This window comes from Ignatzschineria cameli (assembly GCF_003121895.1).
Classification (GTDB): Bacteria; Pseudomonadota; Gammaproteobacteria; order Cardiobacteriales; family Wohlfahrtiimonadaceae; genus Ignatzschineria; species Ignatzschineria cameli.
Genome location: NZ_QEWW01000002.1, coordinates 421,159 through 446,279, shown reverse-complemented (window position 1 = coordinate 446,279; position 25,121 = coordinate 421,159). Strand labels below are relative to the sequence as shown.

General features: G+C 47.1%; 23 protein-coding genes and 2 pseudogenes. 14 read left to right on the top strand and 11 right to left on the bottom strand.

Translation table 11 applies throughout. The features are described from left to right. Positions 1–71 precede the first annotated feature (71 nt). The 6 genes from glpK to rsfS all read right to left on the bottom strand — a co-directional run bounded on the left by glpK (position 72) and on the right by rsfS (position 6,395). On the bottom strand, positions 72–1,577 hold the full coding sequence (gene glpK / locus DC077_RS05035) for a glycerol kinase GlpK (RefSeq protein WP_109200654.1): 1,506 nt from the start codon (positions 1,575–1,577) through the stop codon (positions 72–74). 157 nt (positions 1,578–1,734) lie between these two features. Next, complete coding sequence (locus DC077_RS05030; protein ID WP_109200655.1) at positions 1,735–2,583, bottom strand: MIP/aquaporin family protein; 849 nt, start codon at positions 2,581–2,583, stop codon at positions 1,735–1,737. A 597-nt stretch (positions 2,584–3,180) separates the two neighbouring features. Next, a complete protein-coding gene (locus DC077_RS05025) occupies positions 3,181–4,107 on the bottom strand; it encodes a c-type cytochrome (RefSeq protein WP_109200656.1) in 927 nt (308 codons plus the stop codon). Between the two features lie 3 nt (positions 4,108–4,110). Next, positions 4,111–4,755, bottom strand: coding sequence for a c-type cytochrome (locus DC077_RS05020; protein ID WP_109217847.1), 645 nt, complete (start codon positions 4,753–4,755; stop codon positions 4,111–4,113). 757 nt (positions 4,756–5,512) lie between these two features. Beyond that, complete coding sequence (rlmH, locus tag DC077_RS05015) at positions 5,513–5,983, bottom strand: 23S rRNA (pseudouridine(1915)-N(3))-methyltransferase RlmH (protein ID WP_109200658.1); 471 nt, start codon at positions 5,981–5,983, stop codon at positions 5,513–5,515. An 82-nt stretch (positions 5,984–6,065) separates the two neighbouring features. Next, on the bottom strand, positions 6,066–6,395 hold the full coding sequence (gene rsfS / locus DC077_RS05010; protein WP_094566919.1) for a ribosome silencing factor: 330 nt from the start codon (positions 6,393–6,395) through the stop codon (positions 6,066–6,068). A 130-nt stretch (positions 6,396–6,525) separates the two neighbouring features. On the opposite strand from rsfS, the gene hemL reads away from it, so the two are divergent. From hemL to DC077_RS04960, 9 genes and pseudogenes are all read left to right on the top strand, one after another. After that, positions 6,526–7,809: a glutamate-1-semialdehyde 2,1-aminomutase gene (hemL, locus tag DC077_RS05005; RefSeq protein WP_109200659.1), complete on the top strand. Its 1,284-nt coding sequence runs from the start codon at positions 6,526–6,528 to the stop codon at positions 7,807–7,809. A 218-nt stretch (positions 7,810–8,027) separates the two neighbouring features. Then, on the top strand, positions 8,028–8,696 hold the full coding sequence (rpe, locus tag DC077_RS05000) for a ribulose-phosphate 3-epimerase (RefSeq protein WP_109200660.1): 669 nt from the start codon (positions 8,028–8,030) through the stop codon (positions 8,694–8,696). Positions 8,697–8,890: 194 nt separating this feature from the next. Continuing rightward, on the top strand, positions 8,891–9,934 hold the full coding sequence (locus DC077_RS04995) for a type IV pilus twitching motility protein PilT (protein ID WP_109200661.1): 1,044 nt from the start codon (positions 8,891–8,893) through the stop codon (positions 9,932–9,934). Between the two features lie 144 nt (positions 9,935–10,078). After that, on the top strand, positions 10,079–10,315 hold the full coding sequence (rpmB, locus tag DC077_RS04990) for a 50S ribosomal protein L28 (RefSeq protein WP_094566915.1): 237 nt from the start codon (positions 10,079–10,081) through the stop codon (positions 10,313–10,315). Between the two features lie 10 nt (positions 10,316–10,325). Further along, entirely contained in the window at positions 10,326–10,481 is a 156-nt protein-coding gene (gene rpmG, locus DC077_RS04985; RefSeq protein ID WP_026879695.1) for a 50S ribosomal protein L33, read from the top strand. Positions 10,482–10,658: 177 nt separating this feature from the next. Beyond that, positions 10,659–13,418, top strand: coding sequence for a valine--tRNA ligase (locus DC077_RS04980; protein WP_109200662.1), 2,760 nt, complete (start codon positions 10,659–10,661; stop codon positions 13,416–13,418). Positions 13,419–13,646: 228 nt separating this feature from the next. After that, a complete protein-coding gene (locus DC077_RS04975) occupies positions 13,647–15,056 on the top strand; it encodes an alanine/glycine:cation symporter family protein (protein ID WP_109200663.1) in 1,410 nt (469 codons plus the stop codon). 542 nt (positions 15,057–15,598) lie between these two features. Then, on the top strand, positions 15,599–16,414 hold the full coding sequence (gene sul2 / locus DC077_RS04965; RefSeq protein WP_001043260.1) for a sulfonamide-resistant dihydropteroate synthase Sul2: 816 nt from the start codon (positions 15,599–15,601) through the stop codon (positions 16,412–16,414). Between the two features lie 86 nt (positions 16,415–16,500). Then, positions 16,501–16,743, top strand: a pseudogene (locus DC077_RS04960) (phosphoglucosamine mutase); the annotation flags it as partial. Positions 16,744–16,877: 134 nt separating this feature from the next. On the opposite strand, the gene tet(31) reads toward DC077_RS04960, so the two are convergent. Beyond that, on the bottom strand, positions 16,878–18,089 hold the full coding sequence (gene tet(31) / locus DC077_RS04955) for a tetracycline efflux MFS transporter Tet(31) (protein ID WP_031204920.1): 1,212 nt from the start codon (positions 18,087–18,089) through the stop codon (positions 16,878–16,880). A 92-nt stretch (positions 18,090–18,181) separates the two neighbouring features. Here tet(31) and tetR point away from each other — a divergent pair, with 92 nt between their 5' ends. Next, positions 18,182–18,811, top strand: a complete 630-nt coding sequence (tetR, locus tag DC077_RS04950) for a tetracycline resistance transcriptional repressor TetR (RefSeq protein WP_021461772.1) — start codon at positions 18,182–18,184, stop codon at positions 18,809–18,811. A gap of 126 nt (positions 18,812–18,937) precedes the next feature. Here tetR and DC077_RS04945 read toward each other — a convergent pair. From DC077_RS04945 to DC077_RS04925, 4 genes and pseudogenes are all read right to left on the bottom strand, one after another. After that, positions 18,938–19,354, bottom strand: a pseudogene (locus tag DC077_RS04945) (PhzF family phenazine biosynthesis protein); the annotation flags it as partial. 236 nt (positions 19,355–19,590) lie between these two features. Beyond that, positions 19,591–21,084 carry an IS91-like element ISCR2 family transposase gene (locus DC077_RS04935; protein WP_001120888.1) on the bottom strand — a complete coding sequence of 498 codons (1,494 nt, stop codon included), beginning with the start codon at positions 21,082–21,084 and terminating at the stop codon, positions 19,591–19,593. A 210-nt stretch (positions 21,085–21,294) separates the two neighbouring features. Further along, positions 21,295–21,519, bottom strand: a complete 225-nt coding sequence (locus DC077_RS04930; protein ID WP_000743213.1) for a hypothetical protein — start codon at positions 21,517–21,519, stop codon at positions 21,295–21,297. Further along, positions 21,516–22,253 (bottom strand): recombinase family protein, encoded by a 738-nt coding sequence (locus tag DC077_RS04925; protein ID WP_001366550.1) that lies wholly within the window; start codon positions 22,251–22,253, stop codon positions 21,516–21,518. Before DC077_RS04925 ends, DC077_RS04930 begins: the two co-directional genes overlap by 4 nt. A 147-nt stretch (positions 22,254–22,400) precedes the next feature. Here DC077_RS04925 and DC077_RS04920 point away from each other — a divergent pair, with 147 nt between their 5' ends. From DC077_RS04920 to arsB, 4 genes are read left to right on the top strand one after another with little or no spacing between them, the layout of a single operon-like run. Beyond that, entirely contained in the window at positions 22,401–22,733 is a 333-nt protein-coding gene (locus DC077_RS04920; RefSeq protein WP_000447876.1) for an ArsR/SmtB family transcription factor, read from the top strand. Further along, complete coding sequence (arsH, locus tag DC077_RS04915; protein WP_001239389.1) at positions 22,730–23,497, top strand: arsenical resistance protein ArsH; 768 nt, start codon at positions 22,730–22,732, stop codon at positions 23,495–23,497. The genes DC077_RS04920 and arsH overlap by 4 nt, the downstream gene beginning before the upstream one ends. Then, positions 23,494–24,000 carry an arsenate reductase ArsC gene (locus DC077_RS04910; protein WP_000140066.1) on the top strand — a complete coding sequence of 169 codons (507 nt, stop codon included), beginning with the start codon at positions 23,494–23,496 and terminating at the stop codon, positions 23,998–24,000. The genes arsH and DC077_RS04910 overlap by 4 nt, the downstream gene beginning before the upstream one ends. Then, positions 23,997–25,064: an ACR3 family arsenite efflux transporter gene (arsB, locus tag DC077_RS04905; protein ID WP_001272375.1), complete on the top strand. Its 1,068-nt coding sequence runs from the start codon at positions 23,997–23,999 to the stop codon at positions 25,062–25,064. Before DC077_RS04910 ends, arsB begins: the two co-directional genes overlap by 4 nt. Positions 25,065–25,121 lie beyond the last annotated feature (57 nt).

The following is a 25,121-nucleotide window of genomic DNA, read 5'->3' as shown; positions in this document are numbered from 1 at the left end:
ATCGATATGCAAAATTGGAGAAGTGACACATGAGTCATCACTTCTCAAAGATCTATTTTACCGCACTCAGATCACTCACACGAATCAACTTTAAAAGCTTGTGTTGCTTTAATTGCACACTTCCAACCATGATAGAGCGCTTTACGAGTCGATTCTTCCATTATCGGCTCATATTTCTGATCTAAAGCCCAGATCTGATCGATCTCTTCCAGTGATTCCCAATAGCCTACAGCAAGCCCGGCAAGATAGGCTGCACCGAGCGCAGTTGTTTCACTAATCTTAGGTCGATCAACTTCGACACCTAAAATATCACTCTGGAATTGCATTAAGAAGTTATTTAAGGAAGCACCCCCATCTACACGCAATGAGCTAAGCTCAAGCCCTGCATCCTGCTCCATCGCTTTTAAGACATCACATGCCTGATAGGCGATCGACTCTAATGTTGCACGAATAAAGTGCTCCTTCTCTGTCCCTCGAGTAATACCAAAGATTGCTCCACGCGCATCAGGATCCCAATAAGGCGTTCCTAAACCTACAAATGCCGGCACCACATAGACACCATTTGTCGATTCTACTCGGCTAGCATATCCTTCAGAAAGATGGGCATGTTGAAACATTCTCAATCCATCTCTAAGCCACTGAACTGCTGAGCCGGCAACAAATATCGAGCCTTCGAGCGCATATTGTACTTTACCATCGATTCCCCATGCGAGGGTTGTCAATAGACCATTTTCAGAATGAACCTGCTTTTCGCCAGTATTCATCAACATAAAACAGCCCGTTCCATAGGTATTTTTAGCCATTCCCTCTTTAAAGCAGGCTTGCCCAAAGAGCGCCGCCTGTTGATCCCCTGCCGCGCCCGAAATTGTCACCTCTTCACCAAAAAAGTGTTGTGGCGAGGTTGTGCCATAGACCTCTGAGGAGGAGCAGACCTTCGGCAAGATCGTTGCAGGGATATTGAGTAGCTCAAGTAGCTCCTCGTCCCATTTTAAATCGTAGATGTTATAGATCAATGTCCGGCTTGCATTGGAATAATCGGTCACATGAGCGGCGCCGCCCGTCAACTTCCAGATGATCCAAGTATCGATCGTTCCAAAGAGTAATTCTCCACGCTCAGCACGTTTACGCGCCCCCTCTACACGATCTAAAATCCAAGCTATTTTAGTGCCGGAGAAGTAAGGATCGATCAATAAACCGGTCTTTGCTTTAAAGGTCGCCTCATGTCCTGCTTTACGTAATGAGTCACAGATCTTTTCACTCTGTCTCGATTGCCAAACAAGGGCATTGTAGATCGGCAATCCTGTCGCCTTATCCCAAATAACGGTCGTTTCACGCTGATTGGTAATACCAATTGTAGCAATCTGTTTGGGACTGATACTATTTTCCGCTAAAACTTCTGTAATCACTGATAAAACAGAGGCCCAAATCTCTGTAGGATCATGCTCTACCCAACCGGGCTGAGGAAATATTTGGCGAAACTCCTTCTGAGAAGTGCCCTTAATATTCCCCATTTTATCGAAGATAATTGCACGGGTACTTGTGGTTCCTTGGTCAATTGCCATGACATACTTTTGCATAGCGGCTCCTTTTATCTATCTATTTATTTATACCTATTTGTATCTACTTCTATCTGTCTACTTATCACTAAAAAAACCTGCTCGATATCTCCTCATCTTTATCATCTGCGCAACATGGCTAAGTGATATAGCCAAGTAACATAACCAAATAATATGGCTAATATTGCTCTGGGCTCTCCTCAACAAGCGTTACTTTCTCCGCTCTCTTTGTTGCATAACGAAGCAGTGCCCACATTGCAACAACACCGATAATAAGCCAGATAAGGCTCTCAATAATGCCCATTGTATTGCCGGCACCTTCTCTGTAGAAGAGACCATAGAGCGAAGCACCAAGAATCGTTCCCACCATTGGCCCTAAGACTGGTACAAATGCATAACTCCAATTCGCATCTGCTTTTCCAGGAATCGGAAGCAATGCATGCATTATTCGAGGACCTAAATCACGCGCAGGATTGATCGCATATCCCGTTGTTCCTCCTAAACTAAGGCCGATTGCCATAATTAAGAACCCGACAACAACAGGTTGCAAACCGCCGGTAAACTCATTAATCCCTACAAAAAGGATGGCAAACATTAAAATTGCGGTACCAATAATCTCTGAAATAACATTATTGGGATAATCCTCAATGGCCGGCGTTGTACAGAAGATATCTCGCTTTGCAATTGCATTTTCTGTCACTGCAAAGTGAGGCTTAAAGTGGCGCCAAACAAGGTATGCCCCTAACATCGCTCCTAACATCTGTCCGATGATATAGCCGATAACATGAACCCAAGGAAACTTTCCGGCAATCGCTAATCCCACCGTTACTGCAGGATTAAAATGCCCACCACTATATTTCCCAACCGCATAGATTGCGAGCATTACGGCAAATCCCCAGCCCATAATAATCACAATCCACCCACCACCTGCTGCCTTTGAACGATTGAGGACAACGTTTGCAACCACGCCTCCCCCAAAAAGAATCATCACAGCGGTTCCTATCAGCTCTGCAATATAACTTGGCATATTCTCTCCTTCTATCTGTCGAGGATCTTATCGTTCTAAAACGCCCCTGAAGATCTTCCGACATCGACGTACGCTCTACTTCTCAAGAATAGATTATTCAATCATCCTGAGCTATTTCGACCGATCAATTGTTGTTTAATAAAAAGTTATTTAATAAAAATTTATTTCATAAAGCTACTTCAATAAGCCCATTCAATAAGCCCACTCAATAAATTTATTCAAAAAAAGCACTTTATATTTTCTGCCGCTTCCCCTCCTAGCTCATCTCTACCTATCTTCTCCCTATTTAGGGTGACTTTATGGCTTACTCTATTCTTACTCACTTCTTATTCTCTCTTCATTCCCACTTCAATCATCAATAGATAGAGAGAAAATAGAAAGGAGACATCCTTACAATAGCAAAAAAGAGCCAAAGCGCTATGATCTATTTCAAAATTATAATCAAAAGTTCAGGATATTTATCGTTTCTTAACATAATCATTCACTATAATTTGGGTAAAAAAATACCCCAAAGCAAGCTTTCACCTACTTTGGGGTTGATCAATAATTATAATTAATTGTTATATAGTTAATAGGGATTTAATAGGGATTGATAACTTAGATGCCTTGCCCTAAGATCTTGCCATTAACTTCAACACCGTAGAGATTAACACCATCATTTGCATGATATTTTTCTCGGGTCTTCTCTACTGATCCATCAATTAAACGAGGATCTTGTGGGCGCTCATGACTATTCATAAATGCAGCCACATCCCATGCTTCTTGATCTGTTAAAGATTGTCCTTTACCGAGCGGCATATTCGCCTTGATAAAGTCTGCGGCGGTATTGATACGATGCATTCCCGCACCCCAATTGAAAGAGTCTGGTCCCCATAATGGTGGGAAGACATAGTGATCATCCACTTTCTGCCCTAAACCATCATTTCCATGACAGATCGCACAATTCTCTTTATAGACAATCTCGCCACGCTCGATGCTATACCCATCCTTCGGTTGAGGAACTTCAGGATAACCACGCCCTGGGAGTGATACCCCCGTTGGCGCCCCTTTAGCTAACCAGTAGGAGTAGGTGATCAATGCCGTCATCGCTTCACTATCTGCCGCGGGAGGTGTTCCATTCATACTAAATTCAAAACACCCTTGGATACGCTCGGCATAAGTATTCACCTTATCATTTTTACTACGATAAGCTGGATACATAGTGTACGCACCCCATAATGGTGCCGCATTTGGCATCTTACCTTGATCCATATGACAGTTGACACAATTCATACCATTTCCCACATACTCAGGAACTTGGCGTTTAGTATCAATAAAGATTGCTTGCCCCTTACGAATCATATCCCCAAAGGCATTATCGGGAATTTCACTATCGCTAGGAGGTTGATGATAAGCTTCACCATCAGCTTTTTTAGGTGCTTGTGGAAGTTGCGATTGATCTTCCATCGAGACAGGTGCCGTCTCAGCTAAGAGCGCTGGTGAAAAGAGAAGTGCCAGCGTCGATGCGATCAAAATCTTTTTCATATCTTATTTCCCCACCGTTCCTAAATTTGAAAAATAGGTTGCCACTACTTGGATCTCTTCATCATTTAATGAACGGGCAATATGTCCCATAAGATCATTCTCATCATTTTTACGCGTTCCATTTTTCCACGCATTCATCTGATTGATGATATAGAGCTGGCTTTGTCCTGCTAATTTAGGAAACGCATCCCCTACTCCGACGCCTGCAGGACCGTGACAAGCGATACACTCAGGAATGTTGCGACTCCAATCACCTCGAAGCGCAAGCTGACTGCCTAAATCAGTCGGCTGTGTTGAACGAGGAATATTAGGAACATTAGGTGCCGGCAGATTCTGCATATAGAGCGCTACCTCTGTAATTTCATCTTCAGAGAGTGCTTTAGCGACACCATCCATTACGGGATGGGTACGATTTCCCTCTTTAAAATCATTCACCTGCTTTGCCAAATAGATAGCGGATTTGCCCGCAACGCTTGGGTATCCTGCGGCAGCTAATCCTTCACCATTCATACCATGACAAGTCATACAGGCGATGGCCATTGGGTTTTCACCCCCCTTCATATAGATCTTCTCCCCTTCATCTGCATTGCTGACAAATGGCAACAGACTGAAGAGAGAGAGATAGGTCATCTTTTTAATAAGCTTCATATTCCCTCTTTTATTTTGCTCTATATACATAATCGACATAACAGTATGCTCGATCCTCTTAACTCTCTTTAAGCCTTGGCATCACATTTCAGTTAGCATTAACAATGGCAAGAGAACCCCTAAAGAGCCCAAGAATCTGTTATCCCCTCTATTTTTATAAGTTATAAGTATTATGTGTAATATCATTATGTGTGATCAATTTGATATCTTTTAGCTTCTGCTACGCTTTTGAATCGATCCTGCCTCTATCATCTTTAAAGACAATATTTAGCGACGATGAATCTTTCCAATAGGCAATAAAGCATGTGCTATCAATACTGCTACATCTAAAATTGTAGCGATTATTTTTATCGTTATAGTTCTCTCTGTATCACCTAATACGGCTTACAAAATTCCCTATGATGATTTGATTACCAACTGTGATTACTTATAGGACCATTTCCCCAAATAGGGTATTTTTATATTGATATGCTCCCATAATTTTATAGTCTGATTTAGAAGAAATGCCTAATCACAACTTCTAAAAGCAAAGATGAAAGTCAACTATAAATTACAAAAGATATAATATATTTGTAACAATCCTGATCTTTATCATATCAAAAAAGCATAAAAAAGCCTGAATGATCTCACATCAAACAGGCTATCTTCTTGTTTATTTCCCTAAATGACTCTTTATTTATCGATCACTCAGGATGAAAATAAGGAACAAATCGATAATTTTCCACAATCGATGATGATTGAAGAGCAAGGCGAGATATCACTCTCGATGATAGGGATGATTGTTAATAATACTCCATGCTCTAAAGAGCTGCTCAGCAATTAAGACGCGCACCATCGGATGCGGAAGTGTTAACTTCGAGAGGGAGATCGATTGTTGAAAAAGCGCTTTAATCTCAGGAGAAAAACCTTCCGGTCCTCCCACTAAAAGTGCGACATCCTGCCCTGACTGCATCCAAGACTCAAGGCGTTTACTAAGATCCATCGTGGTCATCTCGCGCCCAACAACATCAAGGCCTACAATCAAGGTGTTTTTGGGGATCGCTTTTAGCAGCTTCTCACCCTCCTCTTTGAGGATCCGCTTCACATCGGCATTCTTTTTACGAACAAGTGCCGGCACTTCGATCAATTTTAACTCCACATCATGGCGTAATCGACCTGCATACTCCTCAAATCCCACCTTGACCCAAGACGGCATATTGCTTCCTACCGCAATTAGATAAACAATCATTCTCCCACTTCCTGCGTACTAGCTAGCATTATAAATTCAGATCGATCTTTATACAGATATCCCTCAGCATCGACTGAAATAGTTATGCATCCGCACGCATAAAGATCTTCTCTAAATTGTAAAAATCACGTTTCTCTTCGGTTAAAAGGTGGAGAACAATATCACCAAAGTCGATTAATACCCAATCAGAAGCGGCATTGATACCCTCTACACCGATCGGTTTAATTCCCTCTTTTAACATCACTTCTTCTGCCTTACGCACCAAAGCTTTAAGGTGAGGACCTGAGTTTGCTGAGGCAATGACAACCCAATCGGCATAACTCACAAGACCTTCTACATCAAATGCTACAGGATTAATTGCTTTAATCTCATCTAATCCTGTTACTAATTTATCTTTCACTTCAGCGATCATACATATTCCTTCTAATTAATAGCTTCCGCTATTGTAGTGAATTTCCGCCTGTTGAACAAATAGGAATTTAGTTCCATAATAAAGACTCGCTTATTTGTCACATCTAAATCTACTAAAGGATCATCAATTTATGAGTCAATTTGACGAATTATATCGCGACGCACAGAAATATATTCCAGGTGGCGTCAACTCCCCCGTTCGTGCCTTTAAACAGGTAGGCGGTGCACCCGTTTTCTTTAAAAAAGGGGAAGGTGCTTATGTCTTTGATGAGACTGGCAAGAAGTATATCGATTATGTCGGTTCATGGGGACCGATGATTGTCGGCCATGCCCATCCTGAAGTGATCGAGGCTGTGGTTGAAACTGCTAAAAATGGACTCTCTTTTGGCGCACCGACTGTTTCAGAAACAGTGCTTGCAAAAAAGGTATTAGAGCTCGTGCCCTCTATGGATCAGGTACGTATGGTGAGCTCAGGAACAGAAGCGACAATGAGTGCTATCCGCTTAGCTCGAGGCTATACCGGTCGCGATAAAATCGTAAAGTTTGAAGGCTGTTATCATGGCCACTCTGATTCTCTATTGGTCAAAGCAGGTTCAGGTCTTTTAACATTTGGAGAACCCTCCTCACCCGGCGTTCCTGCTGACTTAACTCAACATACAATTGTAATTGAATACAATAATCCAGAAGCGGTTAAAGAGGCTTTTGAGAAGTATGGGGATGAGATCGCTTGTGTGATCGTAGAGCCTATTGCCGGCAATATGAACTGCATCCCACCACAACCTGGATTTTTAGAGACCATTAGAGAGTGTTGTGATCAACATGGTTCACTCTTTATCATCGATGAGGTGATGACAGGCTTTCGAGTCGATAAACATTCAGCACAAGGACTCTATGGTGTCACACCTGATCTCTCTACTTTCGGCAAGGTGATTGGTGGCGGTATGCCGGTCGGTGCTTTTGGTGGTAAAAAAGAGATCATGGATCATCTCTCCCCAAATGGTGCGGTTTATCAAGCAGGTACACTCTCTGGAAACCCTGTTGCTATGGCTGCTGGTATTAAGACCTTAGAGTTGATCTCAAAAGAGGGCTTCTATGAAGATCTAAAAGCGAAGACCGATTACCTAATCGATGGTATTAAGCAGGTTTTTGAAAAACATCAGCGCCCACTCTCCACCAATCATGTTTGTGGGATGTTTGGGCTCTTCTTCACAAATGATGAGGTTAAAACTTACTCCGATGCGACAAAATCGGATATCGACTTCTTCCAGAAGTTCTATCATGGATTACTTGAAGAGGGTGTCTACTTAGCTCCTAGCGCTTTTGAAGCAGGATTCCTCTCAAGCGCGCATAGCTATGAAGATCTTGATGAGACGATCGCAGCAATGGATCGAGTACTAACAAAAATGGCACAATAGATACTGATTATTACAGATCGAAAAGGGGAGCGAATTTGCAATAAGCGGTCGCTCCCCTCCTCTTTTAAGCCAACTCTCTTCACCGATTAATGGAAGAGCATTCACTCTCTAAAAGAGGCATTAGCCACTACAGATCCGTTTAAATCACCGATCAGTGATAACCTCACAGTTAAACCCTAAAACCAAAAATCCTTTTAAAATACCCAGAGGCATAATTTATGAAACAACCTAATTGGATCGCTCCTTCTATTCTCTCTGCTAACTTTGCCAAACTAGGAGAAGAGGTAGATGCTGTCTTAGCTGCCGGCGCCGATATTATTCACTTTGATGTGATGGATAACCACTATGTCGAGAACTTAACCTTTGGCCCAATGATCTGCCAAGCGCTCCGTGATTATGGTGTGACAGCTCCGATCGATGTTCATCTAATGGTCTCCCCTGTTGATCGAATGATCGAGGCATTTGCTAAAGCAGGCGCAACCTACATCACCTTTCATCCAGAAGCATCTCTTCATGTCGATCGCTCCCTTCAATTGATCAAATCCTTAGGTTGTAAAGCTGGATTAGTACTCAATCCCGCCACTCCTATCACACTACTTGATCATGTTTGGGATTATCTCGATATGGTCTTAGTAATGAGCGTCAATCCCGGCTTTGGAGGTCAAAAATTTATTCCCTCAAGCTTAGAGAAGCTAAAAACCTTACGCTCAATCATCGATGAGAAAGGGCTTGATATCCGTCTTGAAGTTGATGGCGGAGTTAATCTCCATAATATTAGAGAGATCTCAGAAGCAGGCGCGGATACCTTTGTTGCCGGCAGTGCTATCTTCAACAGTGGCACAAGCTATCAAGATATTATTGGCAAAATGAAGCACCAATTGAAATAACCATAAAAATAACCATGACAAATGGCTGAGTTGCTATCCATAACTAAACTTCTATAACTAAGTCTTCATAGCGGAAGTTTCCCACAACGGAGAGCAGATCACTACCTTTACCCCTCAATATTGATACGATTTGTTTATACAATTTGTTTATGCAGTTTGTTTATGCAACTTGATCTTTTTGAGGGGGTATTTCTATGCTCAAAAAATTGATGTTGATTGCCTTTCAACAAGAGGCTTCAGATCTCCATCTCTCTGCCAATCGCCCCGCTTATCTCCGGAAAGGAGGAGTTCTCTGCCCTATTACGAAAGAGAATCTCCCCCAAGAACGTTTAAGAACCGAGTTATTGGCCATCTTAACTGAAAAAGAGAAAAGAGAGTTTCAGCGCTATGGCGCCATCGATTTTGCCTACTCATTTCATCCTAAAAGTGCTCTTAAGCGCAAAATACCCTATCGCCTGCGAGGACATTATTTTCAAAACCTCAATGGCATAACCGCGATCTTCCGACTTATTCCTGATAAAATTCGCACCCTCCAAGAGATCTCCGCGCCTCCAATTTGCCAACAGCTATTACAGCAAAAGAGTGGCTTAATTCTAATCACCGGGGCAACAGGATCGGGAAAATCAACCACACTTACAGCAATGATTGAAGCGATCAATCAGACAAAAGAGCGCCATATCATTACCATTGAGGATCCTATCGAGCAGCTCTACCATCCTAAAAAGTCCTTAATTGAGCAGCGAGAGCTCCATCGTCATACGCCAAGCTTTGAGAGCGCCCTTAAAAACGCATTACGAGCCGATCCCGATATTATCCTCATCGGGGAGTTACGAGATAAATCCTCCGTCCATTTAGCACTACAAGCAGCTGAGACGGGTCACCTCGTTCTTTCAACCCTCCATACCAATAGCGCACCTAAAGCAGTCGATCGACTCTTAAGTTACTACGGAGAATCAGAACGGGAGATGGTGCGAATTCAATTATCGGAAACATTACTCGCCGTCATTGCTCAACAATTAATCAATATTGAGCAAAATATCTTCGCACTTTTTGAGGTAATGGTGGTTAATTCAGCGATTTCTCACCTTATTCGGGAAAATAAATTGGCGCAAATCGCTAGCAATATCGAGACAGGGCGTGAAAGTGGTATGCAAACTTACCGCCAACATCTAGAATTCTTACAAAAAAGTGGTATAATTTCCGACTTGTTAGCCAAAAAGGCACACAATTTACTTTAATCCCGATATTTCTATGAGTGAAAGATCGCTCCAATTATTGCAATTGGTACTATTTTCCTCTATAATTCGTGGGTTCAGTCCGCACAAAGTTTTTCTAGCTGGCGGCCGGGGTTAATATTACAATTAAGATCAAGGTTATTAAGCATGAGCAAAGTATGTCAAGTAACTGGGAAAGGGCCAATGTCTGGTAATAACGTTTCCCACGCAAACAATAAAACACGTCGTCGTTTCCTCCCTAACCTTCAGGTACATCGCCTTTGGGTTGAGAGCGAGAATCGCTTTGTATCTCTTCGTATCTCTCCAGCTGGTCTTCGTACCATCGACAAAAAAGGGATTGACGCAGTATTAGCAGACCTTCGCGCTAAAGGCGAAAAAATCTAAGGAGTAGGTCATGAGAGAAAAAGTAAAATTAGTATCTTCAGCAGGTACAGGTCATTTCTATACGACCACAAAAAACAAACGTACTACAACTGAAAAGTTAGAGTTCAAAAAGTACGATCCAGTAGTTCGTAAACACGTACTATACACTGAAGCCCGCTTAAAATAATCCAGTATTAACCGGTCTCAGCAAAAAACTAGCTTTCGAGCTAGTTTTTTTTGCTTTAAAGAAAGGGGAATTCCCTCAGTTAGAGGCGACTATAAGTGAAGTTAATGCTATAATTTTGAGTAATTTTATACGCTTAATAACGTCTTTAGAAAACTTTAAAAACTTTGGAAACAGTAGATGAAACAGAGCTATCAACCAGAACAGATTGAAAAAAAATGGTACCAATTTTGGGAAGAAAACAACCTCTTTAAAGCCAATGGCGATCAGACAAAAGATCCCTACTGCATTGTCATTCCTCCCCCTAATATCACCGGTAGCCTCCATATGGGGCACGCTTTCCAAGATACCATTATGGACCTCTTGATCCGCTATAACCGGATGCTTGGGAAAAACACCCTTTGGCAACCAGGAACGGACCACGCCGGGATTGCAACACAGATGGTGGTTGAGCGCCAATTAAATGGCAAAGGACAGACTCGCCACGATCTTGGTCGCGAAGCCTTTATTGAAAAAATTTGGCAATGGAAAGAGGAGTCGGGTGGCAACATTACCCAGCAACTTCGCCGAATGGGTGCAAGTCCTGATTGGAGTCGTGAGCGCTTTACCATGGATGAAGGCCTCTCTGAAGCGGTACAAAAAGTCTTTATTGAGCTCTATAAAGAGGGATTGATCTATCGCGGTAAACGTCTTGTCAACTGGGATCCTATCCTTAAAACAGCTGTTTCCGATATTGAGGTTGAATCAAAAGAGGAAGAGAGCTCAATGTGGCATCTTCGTTACCCTATCGTTGGCACAGATGAGTATCTTGTTGTTGCAACAACTCGTCCTGAAACGATGTTAGGTGATAGCGCAGTAGCAGTGCACCCTGAAGATGAACGCTATGCGAAATATATCGGCAAAATGATCGATCTACCCTTCTGTGATCGTCAAATTCCTATTATTGCCGATGATTATGTCGATCCTGAGTTTGGTACGGGCTGTGTGAAAATTACCCCAGCACACGACTTTAATGACTATGAGATGGGGGTTCGTCATCAATTACCGATGATCAACATCTTCACCGATGAAGCAGCCATTAATGATGAGATGCCGGAAGCTTATCGAGGTCTTGATCGCTTTGATGCTCGTAAGAAGATTATTACCGACTTTGAAAGCGCCGGTCTCTTAGAGAAGATTGAACCTCATAAGTTGATGATTCCTCGCTGCGACCGCACCGGACAGATTGTTGAGCCCTACCTCACAGATCAATGGTTTGTTGATGCAAAGACATTGGCAAAACCAGCAATTGAAGCGGTCAAAAATAAGGATATTAAATTTATTCCTCAAAACTGGGAGAATACCTACTTTGAGTGGATGAACAATATTCAAGATTGGTGTATCTCTCGTCAACTCTGGTGGGGGCACCGTATTCCAGCTTGGTATGATGATGCCGGCAACATCTATGTTGGTAAAGATGAAGCTGCTATTCGCCAAGAGTATCAACTCGATGACTCCATCAAGCTTCGTCAGGATGATGATGTTTTAGATACCTGGTTCTCATCGGCACTTTGGCCATTCTCAACATTAGGTTGGCCTGATCAAACAGAAGAGTTGGAGACCTTCTACCCTACCTCTGTACTTGTGACCGGTTTTGATATTATCTTCTTCTGGGTTGCTCGCATGATTATGTTTGGGCTTCACTTTATGAAAGAGATCCCCTTCAAAGAGGTCTACTTCCATGGTTTAGTTCGCGACCAAGATGGTCAAAAGATGAGTAAATCTCGCGGTAATGTTCTCGATCCGATCGACTTAATTGATGGTATCGATCTTGAATCATTAGTGGCTAAGAGAACAACAGGCCTCATGCAGCCTCAAATGGCACCTCGCATTGAAGCCGATACACGTCGCCACTTCCCCGAGGGAATTAAGGCTTTTGGAACCGATGCGCTTCGCTTCACTTTCACCTCTCTTGCTACCAATGGGCGCGATATTATCTTTGATGTTGGCCGAATCGAAGGGTATTCAAACTTCTGTAATAAGATCTGGAATGCTTCCCGCTTTGTCTTTATGAATGCTGAAGGGGAGATGGTCAAAAAGGATGAGAGCAAACTCTCTCATATCGACCGCTGGATCAATTCTCGCTTAAGCGCCATGATCAATGAAGTAAAACGCCACATTGAGGGCTATCGTTTCGATCTCGCAACACAAGCAATCTATGATTTCACATGGCATGAGTTTTGTGACTGGTACCTCGAGCTGACAAAACCGATTCTCAATGGCGACCATTATAGTGCAGAAGAGAAAGCAGCAACTCGCTACAACCTGCTTTCTGTATTAGATGCAATGCTTAGAACCTTGCATCCCTTTATGCCCTATATCACAGAAGAGATTTGGCAAAAATTGACTGAGATTGAGCCAAGCTTTAAAGAGAAGGTCAGTATCTCTGTAATGCCCTTCCCAGAAGCAAAAGAGCGTGATCTTGAGCTTGAATCTGAGATTGAGTGGTTACAAAATGTTCTGTTGGCAGTTCGCCGAATTCGCGGTGAAATGAATATCTCCCCAAGCAAAGCTTTAGATGTTCTCTATGAGAATGCTTCTGAAAATGATATTGCTAACATTGAGAAAAATATGCCCTTCTTTGAGAGAATGGGACGTCTTTCTAGCATGACTAAAGTAGAGGGTGATGCGCCGGAATCTGCTATCGCTGTCATTGGTAAAATGCGCCTCTTAATCCCGCTTGCTGGATTGATTGATAAGGAGCAAGAACTCAATCGCCTCAATAGAGAGATTGGCAAAATTGAGCCTTTAATCACCGCTCTTAGCAAGAAGTTGGCAAATCCTGGCTTTACAGAGAATGCGCCGGCAGCCGTTGTTGAGGGAGAACGCACAAAACTACTCGATGCCGAGAATCAACTCCAAGAGTTAAAAGTACAATTAGAGAAGATTAAAGCACTCTAATAGAGAAACGATCGCGATCAAAATCGCAGTATCAAAAGAGAGGGGCAACCGATTGTGGTTGCTCTTTTTTTATGGATCATCTACTCTGATTTCTATTAAAAATCGATTTTAACGTACAGTTTTTTACAATTTTTTCTAGACTCACCATCATAAAAATAATATTCTAGAGAGTCTTTTTGCCATCAATATAGAGTATATATAGGAATATATAGCGCCTAAGGAGGCCCCATGAGCTTTATTAACTGGCTAATAGGTCCATTAAATGATTTTATCTGGTCCTATGTTTTAGTCGCCTTTCTTCTGATCCTCGGGATCTATTTCACCCTCAAAACTCGCTTTATCCAGATTCGCCTCTTCAAGGAGATGTTTCGATTAACCGTAGAGAGAAATCCTGGAAATAATGGCGTCTCTGCATTCCAAGCCTTTACCATTAGTGCCGCAAGTCGCGTTGGAACAGGAAATATCGCCGGCGTTGCTTTAGCTATCGCTATCGGTGGTCCAGGCGCTGTCTTCTGGATGTGGATTATCGCTCTAATCGGTATGTCAACAGCATTTATAGAATCTACCCTAGCGCAGGTTTATAAAGTCAAAGATGGCGATAACTTTCGTGGAGGGCCTGCTTACTATATGAAGAAGGCACTCGGATGGGAAAAATTAGGAATTATCTTCGCCATATTGCTCACTGTGACTTTTGGTTTTATCTTTAACTCAGTTCAGTCTAATACCATTGCTCAATCATTTAGTGCTGTCTTTGGTATCGATACAATGGCGATTGGCGCCCTCTTAGTAATTGCAACCGGAATTATTATCTTCGGCGGAATTCGTCGAGTTGTTCACTTTACCCAACTCTGTGTACCCATTATGGCGCTCTTCTATGTGGGCATTGCACTCTATGTTGTGATTACGAATATTAGTCAAGTGCCTGAGATGTTTATGTTAATTATCAATAGCGCCTTTGGACTCAAAGAGTTTGCAGGAGGTGGCTTAGGGATCGCCATTATGCAGGGGGCTCGTCGTGGACTCTTCTCCAATGAAGCGGGAATGGGTTCTGTTCCTAATGCTGCCGCAACAGCAAATGTATCCCACCCTGCTAAACAAGGTTTAGTTCAGAGCTTAGGCGTCTTTTTTGATACCATCGTTGTCTGTTCTGCTACAGCCTTTATCATTCTTCTCTCTGGCCTCTATATTGGAGATAATGGGGGTAACGGCGTGGTATTAACGCAAAACTCACTCGCACAACAGGTAGGAGATTGGGCGCAATATTTTGTTGCAATCGCAATCCTCTTCTTTGCATTTAGCTCCATCATAGGAAACTACTACTACGGTGAGACCAATATTGAATTTATCAAAAATAGCTCAACAACCCTTCTCTTCTACCGCCTCTTAGTACTAGTAATGGTGATGTTTGGTGCCGTGATGAGCATGGACATTGTCTGGAGTTTAGCGGATCTCTTTATGGGTGCGATGACTATTATTAACCTTATCGTGATCTCTATTCTCGGTAAAGTGGCTTTCCAAGTTGCCAATGATTATTATCGTCAATTAAAAGAGAAGAAAAATCCAACATTCCGAGCAGAAGATATCCCAGGACTCAAAGGTGCCGAGTGTTGGGAACCCCCTATTGAAGAGCGAAAATAATGCTTGATAATAGGATGCAATAACAGGAATCGTTAGAAGTAAAATTAGAAGCAAAATTAGAATTAAAAATTAAAGTAGATATGAAAAGAGGAGGTGAATAATCACCTCCTCTTTTTTTCTTATTTCATTTTTCTTATTTCATCTTATGATATTTTATACAATCACATCTTGAGAAATCTTATGCGATCGTTGGACCATATGATCTGCTATTGACTACTCTTCATCATCCATAATTCTACTCCCACTCTATTGTAAACAAGACATTTTTATCTTTTATATTCAATGGCTTATTTTCCTGCTAATTGGTAATACCATGAAAAATACCATGCTCAGAAAAGGCTTAACAATATTTTGAAAAATTGCCTACTGAGCGCTGCCGCACAGCTCCATAGGCCGCTTTCCTGGCTTTGCTTCCAGATGTATGCTATTCTGCTCCTGCAGCTAATGGATCACCGCAAACAGGTTACTCGCCTGGGGATTCCCTTTCGACCCGAGCATCCGTATGAGACTCATGCTCGATTATTATTATTATAGAAGCCCCCATGAATAAATCGCTCATCATTTTCGGCATCGTCAACATAACCTCGGACAGTTTCTCCGATGGAGGCCGGTATCTGGCGCCAGACGCAGCCATTGCGCAGGCGCGTAAGCTGATGGCCGAGGGGGCAGATGTGATCGACCTCGGTCCGGCATCCAGCAATCCCGACGCCGCGCCTGTTTCGTCCGACACAGAAATCGCGCGTATCGCGCCGGTGCTGGACGCGCTCAAGGCAGATGGCATTCCCGTCTCGCTCGACAGTTATCAACCCGCGACGCAAGCCTATGCCTTGTCGCGTGGTGTGGCCTATCTCAATGATATTCGCGGTTTTCCAGACGCTGCGTTCTATCCGCAATTGGCGAAATCATCTGCCAAACTCGTCGTTATGCATTCGGTGCAAGACGGGCAGGCAGATCGGCGCGAGGCACCCGCTGGCGACATCATGGATCACATTGCGGCGTTCTTTGACGCGCGCATCGCGGCGCTGACGGGTGCCGGTATCAAACGCAACCGCCTTGTCCTTGATCCCGGCATGGGGTTTTTTCTGGGGGCTGCTCCCGAAACCTCGCTCTCGGTGCTGGCGCGGTTCGATGAATTGCGGCTGCGCTTCGATTTGCCGGTGCTTCTGTCTGTTTCGCGCAAATCCTTTCTGCGCGCGCTCACAGGCCGTGGTCCGGGGGATGTCGGGGCCGCGACACTCGCTGCAGAGCTTGCCGCCGCCGCAGGTGGAGCTGACTTCATCCGCACACACGAGCCGCGCCCCTTGCGCGACGGGCTGGCGGTATTGGCGGCGCTGAAAGAAACCGCAAGAATTCGTTAACTGCACATTCGGGATATTTCTCTATATTCGCGGTTCAGCAGGCATGTCCCCTTTGAGGGCGACCCGACGACAGGATAATCGACCTTATGGTGCGCAAATATTTCGGCACAGACGGTATTCGTGGCAAAGCCAACGAAGGCGCGATGACGGCGGAAACCGCCTTGCGCGTCGGCATGGCGGCTGGCCGTGTCTTTCGTCGCGGTGACCACCGCCATCGTGTCGTGATCGGCAAGGATACGCGCCTGTCGGGCTATATGCTTGAACCCGCGCTCACAGCCGGTTTCACCTCGATGGGCATGGACGTATTCCTTTTTGGCCCGCTGCCGACAACGTATAACTTATCAATTGGTTTTTTTTATGTCTATTGATATATTTTTATTGAAGGTTTATAGGTTTATAGGTTTATAGGTTTATAGGTTTATAGGTTTATCTTAGATATTATTTCATTCTAGTGTTTGAGCTCTTAAGCAGTTTGAGACTTAAGTTGTTTATAGGCGCGTATCTTTTGATAGAGAAAATAGAGACCTAATAAAATGCTATAGAGTACAGCACCGATTAGCCAAAGTGTGCCATCCCAGTTTGTAACCGTTTTTGCAAAGGAAAATGCAAAAATGGGCGGTCCAATTATTCCGGTAATATTAGTGAGGCTAACCATGATACCTTGTATCTTTCCTTGATGTTCATCTGCTGTCTTTATAGAGATTAATCCTTGTAATGCCGGTAAGGCGATGCCTCCTCCTGCTAATAAGATCAATGTAGGAATTACGAGCCAAACTTGAGAGATAAAGGCCAGTAATAAGAATGCGCTCGCATCTAGTATAAATCCGAGAATAAATACGGTTTCATTTTTCCAGCGAGATGCGATATATCCTGCGACAAAAGCCTGAAAGATAATATGCATTAACCCTAGCCCTGCAAGGGATAAACCAATGTTAAAGGTATTCCACTCAAAACGGTACTCAGTAAATAGAACCCAAGTTGATGCAGGGATTTGTCCGATGAGTTGTACTGTAAAAAACAGCATGAGAAGTAGCAAAACGGGTTTGAGAATATGAATTAGCGGGGCATTGATGGTGGTTTTTTCATGAATTTTAGATTGATCTTGCTCGATTTCTTTTGGGCGTGATTGCTCTTTAGGGAAGAGGATAATGACCATGATAAGAGCAATGGCATTTAAAATTGCGGCAATGATAAAGGGGAAATGTGCAGAATATTGTCCGATAAATCCACCAATAGCGGGTCCGGCAATGAGTCCCGCCCCAAAAGCTGCGCCTAACTTTCCAAACCATTTAGTTCTCTCTGCTTTTTTTGTGTGATCTGCGACCATTGATGCTGCTACGGCTCCTGTTGCAGCAGAAATGCCGGCAATCATTCTCCCTAGATAGAGCATCCATAAGGCGCTAGAAAATGAGAGTAGGGTGTAATCACAAACAGCGCCTATTAATGAGAGAATCAAGACCGGTTTTCTGCCAAATTTATCCGAGAGTTGTCCTAATATTGGTGCAAAAATAACTTGCATCAGCGCATAGATTGCGAGGATAAAACCATAATGAGTGGCGATAGACTCTTTGACAGAGAACTCTTCTAAAAGTGTTGGTAATACAGGCATGATTAAGCCCATTCCTGTTGCATCTAGGAAGGTAATTAAGAGGGCGATTGTGATATAGCGATTCATCATTATAAGTTTCCCTATCATTGATAGATTTGAAGGTGTGGAAATATAACACTATCAGTGATAGAGTGTCAAGAAAATAATAAGGAATAATGATGGCAAGATTAGATAAAAAAAGAGTAATTGAAAGCGCTTTAGCGCTTTTAGATGAAGTAGGGATGGAAGGGTTAACGACTCGAAAATTGGCGCAAAAGCTGAATATTGAACAGCCGTCCCTCTATTGGCATGTCAAAAATAAGCGGGCGTTGTTAGATGCTTTATCGGTAGAAATTTTGTTACGGCATCATGATCACTTTCAACCTCAAAAGGGCGAGTACTGGGCGGATTTTCTGCGAGAAAATGCGAAAAGCTTTCGTAGGGCGTTATTAAGTCACCGAGATGCGGCAAAAATCCATTTAGGAACAAGACCCTCGCCGGAGCAGTTTGAGACCGTTGAAGCTCAACTTGCATTTCTCTGTGAGCAAGGTTTTAGCTTGGAAGAAGCTCTTTATACATTAGGTGTTGTGAGTCATTTTACGCTTGGCTCTGTTTTAGAAGAGCGTGAGTACTTAGAAGCGATGCGTGATGATGATCCTGCAATTCATGCGGCAATGCCGCCACTTTTAACAAAAGCTTTAGAGATTATGGAGCAAGATACGGGGGAGAAACCTTTTCTGTTTGGTTTAGAAGTGATTATTTTAGGCTTAGAAGCGAAGCAAAAACAGAAGAAGGGGAATCAGGAGTAAAATTGCTAGAAAATAACAGAGAACCTGCTTTGGGATAAAAGGAGGTTCTCAATTTATCATCTACTAGAGATGTTTTGGTTAGATGCGAAAATGGAAAAGGTTCTAAATACGCGCTCTTAGAGTTCTTTAGTCTTTGAGAAGATTAAGTTCTTTCGTTTCAGTGTAATAGCCATTTCCGCCTACAAAGACTTGTTCAATATCATTTTGGGCGGTGGTGACTAATTTAACACTGATCTCAGAGGGAGAGTTGAGCGAATAGCCTTGTTCAAATTGATAGAGAGGTTTTTGAATATTGTGTTTCGCATGTAGATAGCAAGCTAGGGCGCAGTTAGATGTGCCGGTAGCAGCTTCTTCATTAATATCGTATCTCGGTGCGAAGTTTCTACAGATGATACGATCATTGTTAAAAGTATAGAGATGAAAGCCGATAGTGTTATATCGCTCGCTAACAGCTTTAATCTCTTCAAAGTGAGGTTGCAATTGGTGGAGCATTGTTTCACTTTGAATCGGAATCAAAATATCTCTTAATCCTGTGGAAACAATTACGTATAGGAAGAATAAACGCCCTTTTCACCCAAGTCCAACAGCTTTGGACCGCAGTTGACTCTTTCGACACCCCTGCGATGCAACCCAATCCGGCTGACGGGGAGCCAGCAACGCTGAAAATTTACCCTCCTCTTTCCCACTAGCGGCTCCTTTTCCGACAACCAGCACGGCGGATCCCTGCCGCGGCGCTGTGAACGCAGCATTTTGATTGGTATCGTTGGCCTTCAGGCTCGTCAGTCAAACAGACCCAGGAGCAGCTCAGCCGGTGGCGCCCGGCTTTCGGGTAACGCCCTGGTCCCGCTGGTTTCGGCTTTGTGCTTCAGGTGATCAAGGATCTGCTTGATCACTATAGGGTCTTCAATGCAGGCGATGACTTTCATGGCGCCGCCGCAGCCGCTGCAGGTCTCGATGTCGATATTGAAAACACGCTTGAGCCGTTGCGCCCATGTCATCGACGCTCGCCGTTGTGCTGGTGTTGCCGGTTCATCAGCCACCCTGACCTTGTTGCCCCTGCCCCGTTTTGCCGGCGTGACCAACGCCCGGTGCCGACTGTTGGGTGCGAACACCCCGTGGAAGCGGGTTAGGTTGACTCTGGGCTTCGGTACCAGGGCGGCCAGCCTTGCAATGAAATCCAATGGTTCGAAAATGACGTGCGTGGTGCCGTCCCGGTACGGCGTCTTGAGCTGGTAGCGCACGTTGCCGCCTCGTGTTAACGACAGCCGCTTCTCGGATACCGCCGGGCGGCTGATGTACCGGCACAGCCGTTCGAGCTTCTTGCGTTCATCGGCCCTGGCCGCCACGCCGGCGTGCAGGCTGGACCCGGCTACCTTGCCAATCCCGTCACCGAACGGATCACCACTGGTCGGCAGAGTTTGCAAAGTGAACACCTTTCGCCCCGCCTGTGAACCGACAGCGATACGGTAAGTGATCGAGTGCCCCAGCAGGGGTGTCATCGGGTCGTCATCCACCGCATCCGAGGCCAGATAGCTGTTTTCGACATCCCGTTCCAGCAGGCCTTGCCGTTCCAGATAGCGACCCACCCGGTGGGCGATGGTGTGCGTCAGCTGGGTGAGCTCTGGGCTGGTCGGCGCCTTGACCCAGCGGAAACGCGCTGAGCCGTGGGATTGCTCGACATACACACCGTCGAGAAACAGCATGTGGAAGTGAACATTCAAATTGAGCGCCGATCCAAAACGCTGGATCAGGGTGACCGCGCCCGTCTTGGCCACTTGGTGGGTATGGCCCGCTTTCTTGACCAGGTGCGTGGCAATGACGCGGTAAACGATGCCCAGCACCCACCCCATGATCTCGGGCCGGCTGGCAAACAGGAAACGCAGCTGAAACGGGAAGCTCAACACCCACTGACGCATGGGTTGTTCAGGCAGTACTTCATCAACCAGCAAGGCGGCACTTTCGGCCATCCGCCGCGCCCCACAGCTCGGGCAGAAACCGCGACGCTTACAGCTGAAAGCGACCAGGTGCTCGGCGTGGCAAGACTCGCAGCGAACCCGTAGAAAGCCATGCTCCAGCCGCCCGCATTGGAGAAATTCTTCAAATTCCCGTTGCACATAGCCCGGCAATTCCTTTCCCTGCTCTGCCATAAGCGCAGCGAATGCCGGGTAATACTCGTCAACGATCTGATAGAGAAGGGTTTGCTCGGGTCGGTGGCTCTGGTAACGACCAGTATCCCGATCCCGGCTGGCCGTCCTGGCCGCCACATGAGGCATGTTCCGCGTCCTTGCAATACTGTGTTTACATACAGTCTATCGCTTAGCGGAAAGTTCTTTTACCCTCAGCCGAAATGCCTGCCGTTGCTAGACATTGCCAGCCAGTGCCCGTCACTCCCACTCGATTGTAAACAAGCACACAAAACCCTTTAGTGACAACAATTTGCAAGAACTATCAGGCTCAGTGCCATGAAAAATACCATGACCAGATCATGAGGTTGAACACGGCTTGCGCCGGCAGCGTTCACGCTCCTGGTCGGCGATCTCGCCCGGCTGCAATGCTAGCTCAGCATCGGTCATGCGCTCCAGCACGTCGCGTAGGCGGATGGTGCAAGGAATGGGCGGCAGCTCGAACTCATAGCCGCCGGCGATCATTTCGGCCGCAATCTCCTCGGTGATGAAAAACGGCTCGTCGTCTTGGTTCGGCTTCTTCATGCCCTTTCCTCCTGGCGCTCATCCTGGCCGACAGCGGCCAGGGCATCGGCTTCCGTCAATGCGTCCTCCACGAACGCGCCGTGCTGCTTCGCTTCGGCCTGGCTGACCTCGGCCCATATCCGTTTCACCTGGGCCGCACTGTACCCGGCCAGCTCGGCGGTCTTGTTGATGCTGTAGCCGGACTTGCGCAGCGCGACAACTTGGGCGCGGCGCTTCGGATCAGCACGGCGGCCCTTGTACCGCCCGGCCTGGCGGGCCAACTCAATGCCTTGGCGCTGGCGTTCGCGCCTGTCCTCGTAGTCGTCGCGGGCCATCTGCAAGGCCAGGCGAAAAAGCATGATCTGCACGGCTTCCAGCACGATCTTGGCGACGCCCTGGGCCTCGGCCGCCAGGTCGGATAGATCGACCACGCCAGGGACGGCCAGGCGTGCGCCTTTGGCCTGTATCGAGGCCACCAGGCGCTCGGCCTCGGGCAAAGGTAGGCGGCTGATGCGGTCGATCTTCTCGGCAATGACCACCTCGCCGGGCTGTAGGTCGCCGATCATGCGCAGCAGCTCAGGCCGGTCGGCGCGTGCGCCGGATGCCTTCTCACGGTAGATGCCGGCGACGTAGTAGCCGGCGGCCTTCGCGGCCGTAGTGATCGCCTCTTGGCGTTCCAAGTCCTGCGCGTCGGTGCTGACGCGCAGATAGACCCGCGCCACCATCGGCGCGGCTACTGGCTTCGTCCTGCGCATACTTGCGGGCTCCTTTGGGCATACTCAAATGCACCCATCTTAAACTGGCAGGCCAATTTATCACATATCGATCTAAATGCGCCTAGCTCATTTTTACAGCTTAAATGAGCTATTGAGCACACTCCATATTTCGACTATTATTGAAACATGGAAACGATAAATGCTGTAGCCGCCCTGGCGGCCATCGCTCAAGAATCGCGCCTCGCGGTGTTCCGGCTTCTCGTCCAGGCCGGCCCCGCCGGCATGGCCGCCGGAAAAATCAGCGAAGCGGCCGGCATCCCGCCGTCTTCGCTATCCTTCCACCTGAAAGAGCTGGCACACGCCGGCATGGTCACGTCGCGGCAAGAAGGCCGATTTGTGATCTACGAGGCGAACTTTTCGACGGCCACTAACCTGGTGGCCTTTCTCACGGAAAACTGCTGCGGCGGCCAGGTGTGCAACCTGTCTTGCACCACGGAAGCCGGGAAGGTGTTGGCATGAGACTTCGCCATCTTTCCGACCCCGATTCTTTGCCCGCTTTGGACAAATCCTTTGCCATCGAGCGCCCGGCGCTCGGGCTGGCACCCGACGCCCCGCCGGTGCGTATCCTGCTGCTGTATGGCTCGCTGCGCGCCCGCTCGTTCTCACGGCTGGCCGTCGAGGAAGCGGCCCGGCTGCTGCAATTCTTTGGCGCAGAAACACGCATCTTCGACCCGTCCGATTTGCCGTTGCCCGATCAAGTGCAAAGCGACGATCACCCGGCCGTCAAGGAGCTGCGCGCCCTGTCCGAGTGGTCAGAGGGACAAGTCTGGTGCAGCCCGGAACGCCACGGTCAGATTACCAGTGTCATGAAGGCGCAGATTGACCATCTGCCGCTTGAAATGGCCGGCATCCGGCCGACCCAAGGCCGCACCCTGGCCGTGATGCAGGTATCCGGCGGCTCGCAGAGCTTCAACGCCGTGAACACCTTGCGTCTGCTCGGCCGCTGGATGCGAATGTTCACCATTCCGAACCAGTCGAGTATCGCCAAAGCGTTCCAAGAGTTCGACGCGGCGGGCCGCATGAAGCCCTCGCCGTACTACGACCGAATAGCCGATGTGATGGAAGAACTGGTGCGCTTCACGGCGCTGGTACGGCCGCACCGTGAAGCACTGACAGACCGCTATTCCGAACGGAAAGCGGCCGGCCACGTCATCGACGAGGCCACCGATCTTTCATCCATCGCCATTGCTCCCCAGCCACTACCAGAAAGCGAAACATCATGACCGAAAGAATCTATAACGTCCTCATCCTCTGCACCGGCAATTCGGCGCGCAGCATCATGGCCGAAGCTCTCATCAACACGATGGGGCAAGGGCGCTTCCGCGCCTACAGCGCCGGCAGTCACCCAACCGGCAAGGTCAATCCCTTCGCCGTCGAAAAGGTGGAGTCGGTGAATTACCCGACCGAGAATCTGCGCAGCAAGAGCTGGGACGAGTACGCCACGCCCGACGCACCGAAGATGGACTTCATCATCACCGTCTGCGACAACGCCGCCGGCGAAATGTGTCCGGTGTGGCCTGGTCAGCCGATCTCGGCGCATTGGGGATTTGAAGACCCGGCCGCCGTCGAAGGCACTGACGCCGAGAAGCGCCGGGCCTTCGAACAAACCTTCCGGCACATGATGAACCGCGTCCGCCTGTTCGTGAATCTGCCTCTCAAAATGCTTGACCAGACGGCCATCAAGCGCGAGCTGGCGAACATCGGCAAGACCGAGCAGGAAGCATGAGCGCCGGCGCACAGGCCATCGCCGCGAAGCCGCGCCAGGCCCCGATGAGCGGCTTCGAGCGTTACCTGACGCTGTGGGTGGCCCTGTGCATCGTCGCCGGTGTTGCGCTCGGCCAGGGCCTTCCTGACGTGTTCCAGGCCATAGGCCGCATGGAAGTGGCCCAGGTCAATTTGCCGGTGGGCCTGCTGATTTGGGTAATGATCGTCCCGATGCTGGTCAAGATCGACTTCGGGGCGCTGCACCAGGTCAAAGAGCATTGGCGCGGCATCGGCGTCACGCTGTTCGTGAATTGGGCCGTCAAGCCATTCTCGATGGCCCTGCTGGGGTGGCTGTTCATCCGACAAGTGTTCGCTCCGTTCCTGCCGGCCGATCAACTGGACAGCTACATCGCGGGCTTGATCTTGCTGGCCGCCGCGCCCTGCACGGCAATGGTGTTCGTGTGGAGCCGCCTTACCAACGGCGACCCGCTTTTCACGCTCTCGCAAGTGGCTCTGAACGACGCCATCATGATCGTGGCCTTCGCGCCCATCGTCGGCCTGCTGCTGGGCATGTCCTCGATCTCGGTGCCTTGGGACACGCTGCTGATTTCGGTCGTGCTCTACATCATCGTGCCGGTGATCCTGGCGCAGCTCTTGCGGCGGCATCTGCTCAAGCAAGGACAGGCCGCCTTTGAACGGGCCATGCAGAAGATCGGGCCGTGGTCGATGGCCGCGCTGCTGCTGACGTTGGTTCTACTGTTCGCCTTCCAGGGCGAGGCCATCATCCGGCAGCCGTTAGTGATCGCCATGCTAGCCGTGCCGATCTTGATTCAAGTGTTCTTCAATTCCGGGTTAGCCTACTGGCTGAACAAGCGGGCGGGGGAAAAGCACTCTGTCGCCTGTCCTTCGGCCCTGATCGGTGCCAGCAACTTCTTCGAGCTGGCCGTGGCGGCCGCCATCAGCTTGTTCGGTCTGCACTCCGGCGCTGCATTGGCAACCGTGGTCGGCGTCCTGGTCGAAGTGCCGGTGATGCTGCTGGTCGTGCGCGTGGTGAATCGCTCGAAGAGCTGGTACGAACGAGGTTGAACATGAGTAGGAAAAAACTGAGGAAATGATTGCAGATTGCCGCGCCGGCCGCTTCCT

Excerpts from the sequence above, each read along its gene's own strand:
- tetR (WP_021461772.1), top strand. The coding sequence starts at position 18,182 with ATGGCAAGATTAGATAAAAAAAGAGTAATTGAAAGCGCTTTAGCGCTT.
- DC077_RS04935 (WP_001120888.1), bottom strand. The coding sequence starts at position 21,084 with ATGCCTCATGTGGCGGCCAGGACGGCCAGCCGGGATCGGGATACTGGT.
- sul2 (WP_001043260.1), top strand. The coding sequence starts at position 15,599 with ATGAATAAATCGCTCATCATTTTCGGCATCGTCAACATAACCTCGGAC.
- rpmB (WP_094566915.1), top strand. The coding sequence starts at position 10,079 with ATGAGCAAAGTATGTCAAGTAACTGGGAAAGGGCCAATGTCTGGTAAT.
- rpmG (WP_026879695.1), top strand. The coding sequence starts at position 10,326 with ATGAGAGAAAAAGTAAAATTAGTATCTTCAGCAGGTACAGGTCATTTC.
- DC077_RS04980 (WP_109200662.1), top strand. The coding sequence starts at position 10,659 with ATGAAACAGAGCTATCAACCAGAACAGATTGAAAAAAAATGGTACCAA.
- arsH (WP_001239389.1), top strand. The coding sequence starts at position 22,730 with ATGAGACTTCGCCATCTTTCCGACCCCGATTCTTTGCCCGCTTTGGAC.
- rlmH (WP_109200658.1), bottom strand. The coding sequence starts at position 5,983 with ATGATTGTTTATCTAATTGCGGTAGGAAGCAATATGCCGTCTTGGGTC.
- rpe (WP_109200660.1), top strand. The coding sequence starts at position 8,028 with ATGAAACAACCTAATTGGATCGCTCCTTCTATTCTCTCTGCTAACTTT.
- hemL (WP_109200659.1), top strand. The coding sequence starts at position 6,526 with ATGAGTCAATTTGACGAATTATATCGCGACGCACAGAAATATATTCCA.
- DC077_RS05030 (WP_109200655.1), bottom strand. The coding sequence starts at position 2,583 with ATGCCAAGTTATATTGCAGAGCTGATAGGAACCGCTGTGATGATTCTT.
- DC077_RS04925 (WP_001366550.1), bottom strand. The coding sequence starts at position 22,253 with ATGCGCAGGACGAAGCCAGTAGCCGCGCCGATGGTGGCGCGGGTCTAT.
- rsfS (WP_094566919.1), bottom strand. The coding sequence starts at position 6,395 with ATGATCGCTGAAGTGAAAGATAAATTAGTAACAGGATTAGATGAGATT.
- DC077_RS05020 (WP_109217847.1), bottom strand. The coding sequence starts at position 4,755 with ATGAAGCTTATTAAAAAGATGACCTATCTCTCTCTCTTCAGTCTGTTG.
- DC077_RS05025 (WP_109200656.1), bottom strand. The coding sequence starts at position 4,107 with ATGAAAAAGATTTTGATCGCATCGACGCTGGCACTTCTCTTTTCACCA.
- DC077_RS04910 (WP_000140066.1), top strand. The coding sequence starts at position 23,494 with ATGACCGAAAGAATCTATAACGTCCTCATCCTCTGCACCGGCAATTCG.
- DC077_RS04920 (WP_000447876.1), top strand. The coding sequence starts at position 22,401 with ATGGAAACGATAAATGCTGTAGCCGCCCTGGCGGCCATCGCTCAAGAA.
- glpK (WP_109200654.1), bottom strand. The coding sequence starts at position 1,577 with ATGCAAAAGTATGTCATGGCAATTGACCAAGGAACCACAAGTACCCGT.
- arsB (WP_001272375.1), top strand. The coding sequence starts at position 23,997 with ATGAGCGCCGGCGCACAGGCCATCGCCGCGAAGCCGCGCCAGGCCCCG.
- DC077_RS04930 (WP_000743213.1), bottom strand. The coding sequence starts at position 21,519 with ATGAAGAAGCCGAACCAAGACGACGAGCCGTTTTTCATCACCGAGGAG.
- DC077_RS04975 (WP_109200663.1), top strand. The coding sequence starts at position 13,647 with ATGAGCTTTATTAACTGGCTAATAGGTCCATTAAATGATTTTATCTGG.
- DC077_RS04995 (WP_109200661.1), top strand. The coding sequence starts at position 8,891 with ATGCTCAAAAAATTGATGTTGATTGCCTTTCAACAAGAGGCTTCAGAT.